Origin of the sequence: Acutalibacter intestini (assembly GCF_034334985.1) — a bacterium.
GTDB classification, from domain to species: Bacteria; Bacillota; Clostridia; order Oscillospirales; family Acutalibacteraceae; genus Acutalibacter; species Acutalibacter intestini.
The window spans coordinates 35,767-49,727 of sequence record NZ_JAWXXL010000025.1; the positions used below are offsets into that span (position 1 = coordinate 35,767).

11 protein-coding genes and 1 tRNA gene are annotated in these 13,961 nt (G+C 56.4%); 4 read left to right on the forward strand and 8 right to left on the reverse strand.

The annotated features are described in order from the left end of the window. The 3 genes from U8U68_RS15590 (at position 1) to U8U68_RS15600 (ending at position 3,068) form a co-directional block, all read left to right on the forward strand. Positions 1–1,524 carry a YifB family Mg chelatase-like AAA ATPase gene (locus U8U68_RS15590; RefSeq protein ID WP_322202417.1) on the forward strand — a complete coding sequence of 508 codons (1,524 nt, stop codon included), beginning with the start codon at positions 1–3 and terminating at the stop codon, positions 1,522–1,524. 313 nt (positions 1,525–1,837) lie between these two features. Continuing rightward, positions 1,838–2,518: a DNA/RNA nuclease SfsA gene (gene sfsA / locus U8U68_RS15595; RefSeq protein WP_322202419.1), complete on the forward strand. Its 681-nt coding sequence runs from the start codon at positions 1,838–1,840 to the stop codon at positions 2,516–2,518. Positions 2,519–2,663: 145 nt separating this feature from the next. Beyond that, positions 2,664–3,068 carry a BlaI/MecI/CopY family transcriptional regulator gene (locus tag U8U68_RS15600; protein ID WP_322202421.1) on the forward strand — a complete coding sequence of 135 codons (405 nt, stop codon included), beginning with the start codon at positions 2,664–2,666 and terminating at the stop codon, positions 3,066–3,068. 165 nt (positions 3,069–3,233) lie between these two features. On the opposite strand, the gene pfkA is transcribed toward U8U68_RS15600, so the two are convergent. From pfkA to hprK, 7 genes are all read right to left on the reverse strand, one after another. Then, positions 3,234–4,202 carry a 6-phosphofructokinase gene (gene pfkA / locus U8U68_RS15605; RefSeq protein ID WP_322202423.1) on the reverse strand — a complete coding sequence of 323 codons (969 nt, stop codon included), beginning with the start codon at positions 4,200–4,202 and terminating at the stop codon, positions 3,234–3,236. Between the two features lie 85 nt (positions 4,203–4,287). Next, a complete protein-coding gene (locus U8U68_RS15610; protein WP_322202425.1) occupies positions 4,288–7,785 on the reverse strand; it encodes a DNA polymerase III subunit alpha in 3,498 nt (1,165 codons plus the stop codon). 248 nt (positions 7,786–8,033) lie between these two features. Further along, positions 8,034–8,960: a DNA-binding protein WhiA gene (whiA, locus tag U8U68_RS15615; protein WP_322202427.1), complete on the reverse strand. Its 927-nt coding sequence runs from the start codon at positions 8,958–8,960 to the stop codon at positions 8,034–8,036. Positions 8,961–8,968: 8 nt separating this feature from the next. After that, positions 8,969–9,559: a P-loop nucleotide/nucleoside kinase family protein gene (locus tag U8U68_RS15620; RefSeq protein WP_322202429.1), complete on the reverse strand. Its 591-nt coding sequence runs from the start codon at positions 9,557–9,559 to the stop codon at positions 8,969–8,971. A 9-nt stretch (positions 9,560–9,568) separates the two neighbouring features. Then, entirely contained in the window at positions 9,569–10,423 is an 855-nt protein-coding gene (gene rapZ / locus U8U68_RS15625) for an RNase adapter RapZ (protein ID WP_322202431.1), read from the reverse strand. A 136-nt stretch (positions 10,424–10,559) separates the two neighbouring features. After that, on the reverse strand, positions 10,560–11,474 hold the full coding sequence (murB, locus tag U8U68_RS15630; protein ID WP_322202433.1) for a UDP-N-acetylmuramate dehydrogenase: 915 nt from the start codon (positions 11,472–11,474) through the stop codon (positions 10,560–10,562). Between the two features lie 594 nt (positions 11,475–12,068). Next, complete coding sequence (hprK, locus tag U8U68_RS15635) at positions 12,069–13,034, reverse strand: HPr(Ser) kinase/phosphatase (RefSeq protein WP_322202435.1); 966 nt, start codon at positions 13,032–13,034, stop codon at positions 12,069–12,071. 292 nt (positions 13,035–13,326) lie between these two features. On the opposite strand from hprK, the gene U8U68_RS15640 reads away from it, so the two are divergent. Then, positions 13,327–13,403, forward strand: a tRNA-Met gene (locus U8U68_RS15640). Between the two features lie 108 nt (positions 13,404–13,511). Here U8U68_RS15640 and U8U68_RS15645 read toward each other — a convergent pair. Beyond that, positions 13,512–13,961: tyrosine-type recombinase/integrase (locus U8U68_RS15645; protein WP_322202437.1), on the reverse strand; the 450-nt coding region annotated here is incomplete at its 5' end.

Consider the following 13,961-nt stretch of genomic DNA (forward strand, 5'->3'; position numbering starts at 1 on the left):
ATGGTTGCAAAAACACACAGCATGGGCACCTACGGCATGGAGGCTTTTCCGGTGGAGGTAGAAACCGACCTCTCCTCCGGCCTGCCTGGGTTCGAGGTGGTGGGTCTGCCTGACGCGGCAGTGAAAGAGTCCCGGGACCGGGTGCGCGCCGCCATACGCAACTGCGGCTTCGATTTTCCCATAGGCCGCGTCACCATAAATCTGGCTCCGGCAGACAAGCGCAAGGAGGGCCCCATTTACGACCTGGCCCTACTGCTCTCCCTACTGATGGCGTCAGGGCAGCTGCCCCGCCAGGCCGACGACGCTGTGTTTTTGGGAGAACTCTCCCTTTCTGGTCAGGTACGACAGGTGCGCGGCGTACTGGCTATGGCAGCCAAAGCGAAAGAGGCTGGGTTCCGGCGGCTGTTTGTCCCAGCCGCCAACGCCGCAGAGGGGGCTGTTATCCAGGGCTTGGAGGTTTACCCGGTGCAGGATGTGCCGAAGCTTGCCGCCCACCTGCTGGGGAAAACGCCTATCTCCCCCGCCGCAGCCACGCCTATGTCGCCCGCTTATTCGGAATTTCTGGACTTCGCGGACGTCAAGGGCCAGTCCGAGGTTAAGCGGGCCCTGGAGATCGCCGCCAGCGGAAGCCACAACATTCTGCTGCTGGGGCCTCCAGGTTCGGGCAAAAGCATGCTGGCCCGCCGCCTGCCCTCCATTCTGCCGGAAATGACCTTTACCGAGGCCCTGGAGACCACCATGATTCACTCCATTGCCGGGCAGCTGCCCCAGGGCGCCGCGCTGCTGGGGCAGCGTCCCTTCCGTTCGCCCCATCACACGGTCTCCTCTGTGGGGCTTTCTGGCGGGGGCACTGCTCCCCGGCCCGGGGAAATCTCCTTGGCCCACCATGGGGTGCTGTTTTTAGACGAGCTGCCCGAGTTTACCCGCGGCACTCTGGAGGTTTTGCGCCAGCCTATGGAGGACGGGCAGGTGACCATTTCCCGCATTGGCGGAAACGCCACTTTCCCCTGCAAATTTATGCTGGTGGCCGCCATGAACCCCTGCCCCTGCGGCTACTTTGGTCATCCCAGCATTGCCTGCACCTGCCCGCCCCGCACGGTGGAACGGTATCTGGCTAAAATTTCCGGACCTCTGCTGGACCGGATGGACCTACACATTGAGGTTCCGCCAGTGAACTTTGAGGAACTGACCGATGGCAAAAAAGCCGAAGCTTCCGCAGAAATACGGAAGCGGGTCAATGCCGCCCGCCAGCGCCAGGTGGAACGCTACGCGGGACAAAGCTACACCTGCAACGCTGACGTGCCCGCCGCCCTGCTGCGGGAGCTATGCCAGGTAACGCCAGAAGCGGACCGGCTTTTTAAGCGGGCCTTTGACAAATTTGGATTTTCGGCCCGAAGCTATAATCGGGTACTCAAGGTAGCCCGTACGATTGCGGATCTAGAGGAGAGCGACATGGTAGAGGCGCCCCATGCCGCAGAGGCCGTGCAGTACCGCAGCCTGGACCGGAAGTATTGGGCGCAGTAGAGTTATGGCCTCCGCTAAAACCTGCTTTTGCCCATTCAGGGCAGGGCTGGTTTGGGGGTTTTGGCAAACGCCACTAGAGTCTGTTTGAAGACTCCGAAACAGGGTCTGTTTTGCCCAGAAATGGTTGGTTTCGGCGCCAAAAAGCCTCGAAAGGCGCCAGCATTTCTCCGATTTTAAAACAAACTCTAGGGCCAAGCAGGTTCTGGGATTTTCATTTGGCAGATCGGGGCCTTATGCATAAACTTTTAGAAGCGTCCAAGCCCTTCTCAATCCCTAGTCACCCCCAACGCAAAAAGCAGGAAGGAGGCGGGACATGACTTATCATCATATCGTACCGGGCATTTTCCGCCTGCGGCCTAACCGCTTCATCGCCCATGTAGAGACTGCGGAGGGCCTGGAAATTTGTCACGTAAAAAATACCGGCCGCTGCCGGGAGCTTTTGGTAGACGGAGCTACCGTTTATTTGGAGGAGTCCGGCAACCCTGCCCGCAAGACCCGGTTCGACCTGGTGGCTGTGAAAAAAGGACCGCTGCTGATTAACATGGACAGCCAAGCCCCCAACAAGGTGGCCGCCGAGTACATGCCCGCCCTGCTGCCCGGGCTGCGTCTTTTGCGGCCCGAGACCCGCTTTGGCTCTTCCCGCTTCGACTTTTACGCTGAAACTGCTGAAGAGCGCTGGTTTGTGGAGGTAAAGGGCGTTACTTTGGAGCAAGATGGACTGGCTTTGTTTCCAGACGCGCCCACCGCCCGGGGGGCCCGGCACCTGCGGGAACTGTGCGCCTGCGTTCGCCAGGGATACCGGGCGTGCGTGTTGTTTGTAGTGCAGATGGAGGGGGTAAAGACCTTCTCCCCCAACCGAGAAACCGACCCAGAGTTCGCCTTGGCCCTAGCCGAAGCCGCTGCCTGCGGCGTGCGCGTCGAGGCCATTGGTTGCCGGGTAACCCCCGAAACCCTGACGCCAGGAGAAAGTGTTAATGTAAAATTTCCTATTTAAAACTTCAAGCCAGAATTTCAAGAAATATTTTTTCAAATTTTAGTGGTTAATTCTCAAAACGAATTGACTTTTTATGGAAATACATTTATTATTTATCTATGTAGAAGGTACGATAAAACATTCTAAATGGGGAGGTATCGTTGCAATGAATAATGGCAAAGCACGCTACTTCAGATTAACCAGATCTGAAAACGAGATCATGGAGCTAATGTGGAGGGAGGGCCACCCACTTTCTCGGTCTGAGATCATCGAGCTGACCCCCGACCGTACCTGGAAAGCTTCTTCCATCCATATCTTGTTAAACTCCATGCTGGACAAAAAGGCCATTGAGGTGGCTGGATTTGTTCAAAGTACTAAGAATTATGCTCGTACCTTTACACCCTGTGTTTCGGCTGATATTTACGCTGTGATGCAAATTCGGAACAGCCCGGTGTTTACCGAGCAGTCTGTTCCCAAGCTTCTCTCAGCACTGGTAGAGGATGTGACCGCTATTTCCGTTTTGAACCAGCTGGAGGAGATCGTCCAGAGCAGAAAGCAGGAATTGGCCTAATGCCAGGCTCTATCTAACCGACTGCCGTAGGTATCCCCACGGCGGTCGGTTTTTTTTGAATCGATCACAAAGGGTCAGGATTTTTGCGCGTTATTTCCTGTCCATATCAACCAAAAAGACGCCCCGCACTGGGGACGTCTTTTTTAACACAGGAAAGTATTTTGGTTAAATGGACAGCCGGGCCGAAACCCTGTACAGATTCTCATCAAATACCCGGGGCATATTTAGGGCCTCGGTAATATCGAAGTCTACTACCTGTTCGCCCTTTAGGGCCACTACCCGATTTGTGGCGCCGTTGTGCAGCAGTTCTACCGCGTGGTAGCCCATTCGGCTGGCCACCACCCGGTCCCGCAAAGTGGGCGAACCGCCCCGCTGCACGTGGCCCAGTACTGTAGCCCGACTTTCAATGCCTGTGGCTGCCTGGATGCGCTCGGTAAGCTCTTGGGTATGCCCCACGCCCTCGGCCACCACGATTATGTAGTGACGCTTGCCGGTACGCTGGGCCTTCTTCATCCGCTCCACAATGTCCCGTTCAAAGTCATAGGGCACTTCGGGCACCAGGGTAGTCATAGCGCCCACGGCAATGCTGGTATGCAGGGCAATGTCGCCACAGCGGCGGCCCATTACCTCTACCACGCTGCACCGGTCATGGCTCTCGGTGGTATCACGGATGCGGTCGATCATTTCCATAGCGGTGTTCAAGGCTGTGTCATAGCCAATGGTGTAGTCTGTGCAGGCGATGTCATTATCGATGGTGCCGGGTACGCCAATGCAGGAAATACCTTCTGCACACAAGTCCCTGGCTCCCCGGAACGAGCCGTCTCCACCAATGACTACCACACCGTCGATTCCCTTCGAGCGGCAGAAATCCGCCGCCTTTTTCACGCCCTCGGGGGTGTTGAACTCCGGGCTGCGGGCCGTGAAAAGAGACGTACCGCCGTGCTGAATAATGTCTGAAACACTGCGCATCACCATTTCTTTCACATCACCGTTTAAAAGCCCGTTGTAGCCGCGCATTACGCCATAAACCTTCATGTCAAAGGAAATGGCACTGCGCACCACGGCGCGGACCGCCGCGTTCATACCGGGGGCGTCGCCCCCGCTGGTCAATACTGCTATCGTTTTCGCTCCCATTGATTCTTTAACCTCCAACCTTTGCCGGGCGCCAAGCCCGCTGGGTTCTTATCTACATTACATTATATCAAAAATTCAGGAATTATCAAGGGGTTGCGGAAGATTTTGCGACAAATTGAGAATTCCCCTCTCCCAAAAGCTCTCCCAGCGCCCTTAGCAGCTGGGGGCAGACCTCTACCCGGTACTTTGGCGGGGCTTTCATCAGCTTTCCGCTATCTTTAAAAAATATATACAGGTCATTATATCCACCGTCGAATACCGCCACATACTGCATGGCCTTGCGGTAGCGGGGATCCTCCTTGGAGTCCACCCGCAGATACAGCCCAGGCCGGCCGCTGGACCTGGACTGGCCCGCTTCGGCTTCCGAGGGCGGCGGGCTGACTTTCTCGCAAAGAACCTCCGGCTCCTTCTCCTCCTGAAAGCTCAGCCGCCCCAGCACCTCCACCGCCGCGCCCTCTTGCAAAAGAGAACCGAACTCCTCCAGGGTTCTGGGGAACACCAGCAGGTTCGCCGGGCCGTACATATCCTCCAGGGTGGCAAAGGCCATCGTGGCTCCGGACCGAGTGTCCTTGCGGCGCAAAGAGGTGACAATGCCCAGCAGCACCACCCGCTGGCCGTCTTGATACTGGGTTAGCTCCCCCTGGGCGCTTTGCAAAATCTGGTCGCTGCGGGCATAGCGGCCAGACTGGTACATCGCTTCGTACCCAGCCATAGGATGGCCTGTTAGATACATGCCTGTAACCTCTTTCTCCATGGAAAGTTTATCCACCACAGAGAAGTCCTCCGCTTTGGTTAATACTGGCTCGCCGCCTATTCCCGCGGCGGGTGTATCGAAAAAGCCCATCTGTCCCTCCAGGTTTCTGCGGCGTTCCTCTTCTAGAGACCCCAACACCTGCTCTACAGCCAAAAGCATCTCCCGGCGGTTGTTTCCCAGACCATCCATGGCCCCGGCCTTGACGAGGCTCTCAATTCCCCGCCGGTTTAGCTCCTGCCCCGCCATGCGCCGACAGAAGTCATAAAACGACGCAAACGCCCCGTTCCGGCGGCGCTCTTCCACCAACCGGGCAATGACCCCCCGGCCCAGGTTCTTTACTGCCGCCAGCCCAAAGCGGATGTTCTTTCCATCCACCGTAAAGCCAGAGCCGCTGGTGTTTACATGGGGAGGCAGCACTGTGATGCCCAGCCGCTTACACTCCTCTGTATACTCCGCCACCTTGCCCGCCCAGCCCAGCACACTGGAGAGCAGCGCCGCCATATACTCCTGGGGATAATGGCACTTCAAATAAGCGGTCTGGTAGGCCACGTAGGCATAGGCCGCGGCATGGGACTTATTAAAAGCATAGGAAGCAAAGTCCTGTATCTCCCGGAAGAGTTCCTGGGCCACAGCCTGGTCCACCCCCCGGTTTATGCAGCCCTCCACTTCCCAGCTGCCGTCCTCTCTTTGCAGGCCCTGGATAAAAATTTTCTGCTCTTGCTCCAACACATCGTGCTTCTTTTTGGACATAGCCCGACGCACCACATCGGCCCGGCCCAGGGAGTAGCCCGCCAGCTCCCGGAAGATCTGCATCACTTGCTCCTGGTAGATGATGCAGCCAAAAGTCACCTCCAAAATAGGCCGCAGCCGGGGGTGCTTGTACTTAATATTTTGCGGGTTCCGGCAGTTTTCCAAGTACATGGGAATAAACTGCATGGGCCCCGGCCGGTACAGGGAGATAATAGCCGTCAGATCCTCAATGCCCCGAGCCCCGGACTGCACCGTTAGCCGGGTCATGCCCGCCGATTCCAGCTGGAACACCCCTACTGTGTAACCCTGGGCCAGCATGGCAAAGGTCTCGGGGTCCTCGTAGGACAGATTGTCCATAGAGAACTCCGGTTCTTGGGCCTGAATGAGCTTTTGGGCATTGTCAATGACCGAAAGGTTCCGCAGGCCCAGAAAGTCCATCTTCAGCAGGCCCAGTTCCTCAATGGCTGTCATGGTGAACTGGGTCACCACCACGTCATCATTGCGGGCCAGGGGCACATACTCCATCACCGGCCGGTCGGTAATCACCACTCCCGCCGCGTGGGTGCTGGTGTGGCGGGGCATGCCCTCCACCTTCATGGCCATGTCCACCAGGGCCTTTACCTGGGGGTCGGCCTGGCAGCGCTCCCGAAAATCTTTAGATCGCTTTAAGGCCTCAGAGAGGGTCATACCAAGCTCTAGGGGTACCATTTTGGCCACCTGGTCCACTTTACCATAGGGCACCGCCATAGCCCGGCCCACGTCCCGAATGGCCCCCCGGGCGGCCATGGTGCCAAAGGTGACAATCTGCGCCACATGATCCGCGCCGTACTTTTCCAGTACATAGTCAATAATCTCGTCCCGGCGCTCGTCGCTAAAGTCAATGTCAAAGTCCGGCATGCTGATCCGTTCGGGATTGAGAAACCGCTCGAAAATCAGGTTATATCGGATCGGGTCCACATTAGTGATGCCCACGCAGAAAGCCGCCAGGCTGCCCACACCAGAGCCCCGGCCCGGTCCCACGGGAATGCCCACACTTTTGGCGTAGCGGATAAAGTCCCAGACAATGAGATAGTAGTTGACATAACCCATCTGGGTGATGGTGCGAATTTCGTACTCCAGCCGGGCAGTAATTTCTGGGTCCGGCTCCTCCCCATAACGGCTGCGCAGGCCGTGGTGGCAGAGCTTTTCAAAGAACTCCTGGTTAGAGCTGCCATCAGGGGTGTCGAACCGGGGCAGCTTGGTCTTGCCGAACTCAAACTCCACATTGCACCGCCGGGCGATTTCCACCGTGTTGTCCGCAGCCTCCGGCAGCTCGGGAAACAGGGCGCGCATCTGCTCCTCTGACTTAAAATACAGTTCTCCGGAGCCAAAATCTAGCCCCCCCTCTTCCTCCACCGTGCGGCCGGTCTGAATGCACATCAGTACCTTGTGCATCTCCACATCCTCGGCGGAAATATAATGGCAGTCGTTGGTAACCACCAGGGGAATGCCTGTCTCTTCAGAAAGCCGGATGATGCCCGGGTTTACATAACGTTCATCGTTAAGGCCGTGGTCCTGGAGCTCCAAAAAGAAATTCCCACTGCCAAAAATGCCCTGGTAGCGCAGGGCCGCGGCCTTGGCCTCCTCATACTCTCCTCGCAGCAGGGCCCTGGGAATCTCTCCAGAAACGCAGGCCGAAAGGGCGATAAGGCCCTGGTGGTACTGCTCCAGCAGCTCAAAGTCCACCCGGGGGCGGTTGTAAAAGCCCTGGGTCCAGGCCATGGAAACCATAGCGGCCAAATTGTGATAACCGGTCTCGTTTTCGCAAAGCAGCACCAGGTGGCGGTTTTCGCTGTCCAGCTCGTGGACCTTGTCAAAACGGGTACGTTTTGCCACGTAGACCTCACAGCCAATAATAGGCTTAACGCCCCGCTTTTTAGCCGCTTTGTAGAAGTCAATGGTGCCGTACATGTTGCCGTGGTCCGTAATGGCCACAGCCTGGTAGCCCATTTCCTGAGCAGTGTCCAAAAGCCGCTCAATGCGGCAGGCACCATCCAGCAGGCTATATTCAGTGTGGACATGTAGGTGGGCGAAAGCCATGGCAACGCCTCCCTTCTATATAGTAAAATCAAACAAAGTACGCGCAATACCGCAGGGGCAAACGAGTGGTTCCCTCCTTGCAGAGAGCGCGGCCGCCTGTGGCAAAGAGGGGCTAATCCCCCGCGTCAACTCTGGCCGCGAAGCGACCGTCAAGATAGCGAAACCTTTTCTTCGGGGAATCTTTGCGCTTTTGTCCGGTTACCGCTCAGAAGTCGAGGTTTACGTAATTTTCGATCCCTTTACATAATCTATTCCAGGCCCTTTTCCTCAATGAGCCTCTCCCCTATTTCCAGCAGCTTTTGCAGCCGGTGATTCACCCCGCTACGACTAACCCCTAGCCGCTGGCTAAGCTCCCGCAGAGTAAGGTCTGGATACTCCAGGCGCAGCTGGGCCAGTTCCTGCAAATTCTCCGGCAATGATTCCAGACCCCTATGGTCGCTGATGGCAGCGATAGCCGCCACCTGCCGGGCAGAGGCAGAAAAGGTCTTATCCATATTGGCTGTCTCAAAGTTTGTCTTTCTATTAATATTGTTCTTGGCTTCCTTGTACATCTTCACCTGCATCAGCTCCATAGACGCTCCTGTGGCCCCCAGGTAGATGAGCAGGTTTTCGATCTGCCCGCTGTCCTTTAGGTACACGCCATAGCCGCTTTTGCGCCGTACCACCGCCGGATTTACAGAGAAAGCCTCCACCTCTCCCAAAAGCGTGTATAGGTCCCCAGCCAGGTTTTTATACGGCGCGGCGAACTCCAGGTGGTAGGCCTTGTTGGGGTCTGTGGCCACGCCGCAGACCAAAAATCCCCCCCGCAGAAACGCCTCGTGGCAGCAGGGGTTTTCCAGCACCGCCCGGTTGATGCGTAGACTGGGCTCCCGGCCCGTGTGGTCAAAGGCCTCCGCCAGCCGCAGGCGCTCCTGCTCTTCAGGCAGTTCTACGCGGTAGGCCGGGCGGTTCCGGCGGCTTACCGCGTAAGTCAACTGGGCGCTTACCCCTGCACCTGCTGCGGCCAGTTCCAGCATACGCCGGGCCACAGCGGCGTACTCGGTGGTAAAAGAGGCGTCCTTGAGCGTGAAGCATTTGGAAAACAGCCAGGCCCCATAGCATTCGGCCCGAATACAGCAGTTATTTTTTTGGTCAATCTTACATAGTTCCCTTTTAATTTCTCCTGTAAATGACATAGCACCCCTCAAAAAAGCCCCTGCACCTGCCGGGCTACCGCTTCAAAATCCACCTGGGAAAGCTCTGTCACGTCCACGGTTATCCGGGGCCCGCCCACGTCAAAGCGGTCCATGCCCCGGCCCGCGAACCCCGCCACATACTGCTCCAGGGTAATAGGCACATAGGGCGGCTTTTCCCCCGGCGGCTCTGGGTAACAGGTATTCACCACGTGGCCACGGTGGCGCTGGGGGGAAAGGTCCCTCTGCAAAAAGCGCTGGTAGATCATCTTCACATTCCCGGTCAGCATCACGGCCACCGGCCGGCAGTCAAAGGATTTCAGCAGCGCCCGCAGCCCAGGCAGCGAGGCATTCTCAAAATTATTTTCCAGTATCACAGAGCCGCCCACAGCCATTACCTGGCTGGCGGCATAGTACATAGCTTCCATGGCCCCCACCCCCAGGGCCACTTTTTCCGCTCGGCTGCCAAAGCCCACGGTGTCGTACAGCCGCTCCTTGATTTCATCCTTTGAAAACATGGGCAGACCCAGGTTTTTAGACAAATATCGGGCAATAGTGGTTTTTCCGGCGGCAGGCATTCCGCAGACCAGCACACAGTTCATGGCTTTACCTCAATATTTTTGTATATCCCGGTGAGAGGCGCCGGCTTTTACCCCTTTTTCGCTAAGGTAGTCCCCAAGGTACTGGGCCATGGCCACCGAGCGGTGGCGCCCTCCTGTACAGCCTACTGCCACCACCAGCTGGCTTTTTCCCTCTTTTTCATAAAGGGGCAGCAGGTAGTCCATTAGATCCGTCAAACGGGCCGCAAAACCCCGGGCCTCGTCATTATCCATCACATAGTCCCGCACCTCTGGGTCCAGCCCAGTTTTGGGGCGCAGCTCTTCGTCATAAAAGGGGTTAGGCAGGCAGCGCACGTCAAACACCAGGTCCGCCTCCATGGGAATGCCAAACTTAAAGCCAAAGCTGACGCAGAATACGGGCATAGAATCGCTGGAGCAGGCCAAAAACAGCTCTGCAATACGCCCTTTCAGCCGGGCTGGGGCACAGGCTGTGGTGTCAATCACATAGTCCGAGCAGCCCCGCATGGGGCCCAGCATGTCTCGCTCCAGCCGCACCGCCTGCTCTAAAGAGCCTCCCAGGTCCAGGGGATGCTTGCGGCGGGTTTCCTTAAAACGGCGCACCAGCACCTCGTCCGAGGCATCTAGAAACAGGGTCTTATAGGGCTTTCCCTCCTGTTTCAAGGTCTCCATAGCGGTGAAAAAAGATTTAAACAGCTCGCCGCCCCGGGTGTCTGTCACCACAGCAACCCGGCCCATGGCACCCTCTGACTTTACGCACAGGTCATAAAACACCGGAATTAACGCTGGGGGCAGGTTGTCCACACAAAAAAAGCCAATGTCCTCCATCGAGTGCATGGCCTGAGTCTTCCCCGCCCCCGAAAGACCGGTCACTACAACAAATTCCATTACCATTTCCTCCTTTAAGCTCACAGGGGCGCCGCCCCCGCACAGCTGCATGTCCGGACACACACAGGTGTGCTAGAGCAAGGCCAGCGTGCCATAACCCAAAACACGACCGGCCTAGGCCCACATCTACAAAAATTCATTCCCCTACCATCCGGACTTCCGGCTCCAGCTCAACGCCTGTTTGGCGTAACACCGTCTCCCGTATCTGTTCCATCAGCGTTAGCACGTCCCGGCAGGTGGCTCCGCCGGTATTCACCACAAAGCCCGCGTGCTTTTCGCTGACCTGCGCTCCGCCCACCCGTTGGCCCTTTAGATGGCAGCTCTCAATGAGGGCTGCGGCGTAGCCGTTTTTAGGCCGCTTAAATGTACTCCCCGCACTGGGCATATCATAGGGCTGCTTCTTTTTGCGGCGGGCCATCAGCTCCTCCATTTTTCCGGCAATATCCTCTTCCCGGCCAGGCTTTAGCTTCAGCTGGGCAAAAGTAATGATCCGCCCCCCTGCCGAGTAGGCGCTGTGCCGGTAGGAAAAATCCAGTTCTTTGCTTAAAAGCTGCCCTGGCTTCCCGGCCAGGTCTACATGACAAACCTTTACCGCTACGTCCTTTATCTCCCCGCCATAGGCCCCGGCGTTCATAAACACCGCGCCACCCACCGAGCCGGGAATACCCCAGGCAAACTCCAGCCCGGTCAGGGCATGGTCCCGGGCAAAGGTGCAAACCGAGGCCAGAGGGGCGCCTGCCCCAGCCAAAAGCGTACAGCAATCTTCTAACAGGCGCACCTGCCGGAACGTTTCCCCAAGCTGGACTACCACTCCTCGAAACCCCCGGTCGCCTACCAGCAGATCTGATCCCTTGCCCAGCACCAGCAGAGGCAGCCCCGTCTCTTGAACGGCTGCCAAAAGGCCGCTAAGCTGAGCCTCGGTTTCCACCCGCAGCAGCCGGTCTGCCGGCCCGCCAATTTTAAAGGTGGTCAGCGGGGCCAGCGGCGCGTCCTTTTGACAAACACACCCCAGCCGTCCCGCAGCCTGGTCCAGAACCGAATAGTCACGCATACGCTTTCCTCCCTTTAAGGCGCGGGACTTTTTCCCGCACCCAGCCAGGAAAACTTTTCTTAAAAAGTCCCCTGGCTCCTTCAAAAACTTTTATTCTGGATTTTTTCTAAGGCAATACCGCAGAATTCTAAGTACCGTATTGGGCAGTCAGATTTTTCTTCAGAGTGTACAGATTGAGCGCCGTCAATCTCACCATTGACAAGTGAAAGCTGTGCGCTATCACGGAAAATCTGCAAGCAAGACGGTGCTTAAGGCGCCACCCGCGAATGGTGCGGGGTTGCCTTAAATGTTTCCCTGTCAGCCCCACCAAAAAGCGGTTCGCCGGGTGGGAACAGGAACATGGAACGTTACCCGTGAAAACGGGGTTTGGGGCAGAACTGTCCCTAGGAAACGCCCCGCTAAAGTTGGCAAAGTCAAAAGTACGGCGCTTTCCCAGCAGGGTGCAGCTCCTTAGCCAATTTCACCGACAGACCACCAGTCAGGCCCGTGTAGACTACAGATTGCCGCAGCCGCGCAGCCACAAAGGCCAACGGTCAGGGCCCGTATCAGTCCTAAAAGCCCTTATACTATTAAGATACTATGCAAGCAGGCTTGCTATATCTCCAGATCCATCTTTGTGTATCTGGGCTGAAGCTCCTGGGGGTCCATCCCCAGATTGGTCAATAACTCTTGGGCCGCGTTATAGCCCATCTTCTTCTGGCGGTTGTTCATGGCCGCCACTTCAATAATCACCGCCAGGTTGCGTCCAGGCTTTACCGGAATGGTAATTACCGGCACGCGAATCCCCAATATCTCGGTATAGTCATTTTCCATGCCCATACGGTCGTACAGCTTTGTGGCATCCCAGGGCTCCATTTTTATAGCCAGCTCCACCTTTTGGGTGGGCTTTACCGCGCCAGTGCCGAAAATTCGCTGGGCGTTAACCACCCCAATGCCCCGCAGTTCAATAAAATGGCGAATATTTTCTGGCGCCTGGCCCACCAGAGAAATGCTGGACACCCGGCGTATTTCCACTGCGTCGTCGGCAATCAGCCGGTGGCCCCGCTTGATCAGCTCAATAGCGGCTTCAGACTTTCCTACACCGCTGTCCCCCACCAGAAGAATCCCCTCGCCGTACACCTCCATCAACACCCCGTGGCGGGTGATGCGGGGGGCTAGCTCTACATTCAGATAGGCCACCAGGCTAGCCAGGGCGCTGGAAGTGGTGTCTTGAGAAACAAGCAAGGGAATTTCGTAGCGCTCCGCCGCCTCCATCATAGCCTCCCAGGGACGGATCCCCCGGGCCAGAATCACTGCCACTGGATGCAGGGCAAAGTAGCGCTCGATGTCCTCAGACCGCTGGTTTTCGCCAAAACGGCTGAGCATCCCCATTTCCGAGCGGCCAATAATAGCAATACGGTTCGGGTCAAAATAGTCCACAAAGCCATTCAGCTCCAGGCCGGGGCGGTTCACGTCCCGAGAACGCACGGTAATTAGGCTGGGGTCCCGGGGCAGATGGAGCGGCTCCAGCCCCTGGTTTTCTATTATGCTTGATAGCGGAATGGTGTATTCTTCTGTCATGGGGTAGACTACCTCCTCACATATTATTTCATTGTTCCCACTGTCTTTTATATGGTATACCGCTTTAGCGACAGTTGGCCATCCGAAGATGAGAGTTCCAGAAGCGTTCCATCTTTGGACATTCCTTAAAAATACTATGCATATATTATACCACAGCATAGCGCCGGTTGGAAAGCCCCTTTCAGAAATCTTTGGCCGCAGAAATTTTTTTCAAATTTCGAAAAAAACACTTGCATTTCTCATAGGTGTGTGTTATAATAAATAAGCTTTCAAACGAGAGTTCATTAAATATCGCGGGGTGGAGCAGCTCGGTAGCTCGTCGGGCTCATAACCCGAAGGTCGCAGGTTCAAATCCTGCCCCCGCAACCAAAAATCCCCGGAAACACTAGGGTTTCCGGGGATTTCATTTTGCATTTTCCCTTTGTTTCCCTTACCTGACCCATGCGCTGACCCATACGGGGAAACGACCGGGTACTTCTAAACACTGCCGGATAGTAAGTTGTCCATCGTGCGGGCCGCTTCTTTCTGTGCGGCGGTGGTGACGTGGGCGTAGGTGTCCAGGGTGAACCCTGCGCTGTAGTGGCCCAGCATACCCGACACCGTTTTGATGTCTACTCCATTTTGGAGTGCCAGCGTTGAAAACGTGTGCCTCAAATCATGAAAACGCAAGGGTGGCAATCCGGCTCTATCCAGTACCCGGTGTAGCATATGCAGGACACTGTCCGGCGAAATTGGCCCGCCGTTGGGCGAGGGAAACACATACTCGCCAGCCACTTTGCTCCTCTGCTCTCTAAGAATTTCTATCGCATCTGCTCCGATGGACAGCGTGCGGTAGGAATTTTTCGTTTTCAACGGAGCCTCCACCACTTCCCCATCAATCCTGGCTACCTGCCGTTTCACTTGGATAACACCTATGTCCAGGTTGAT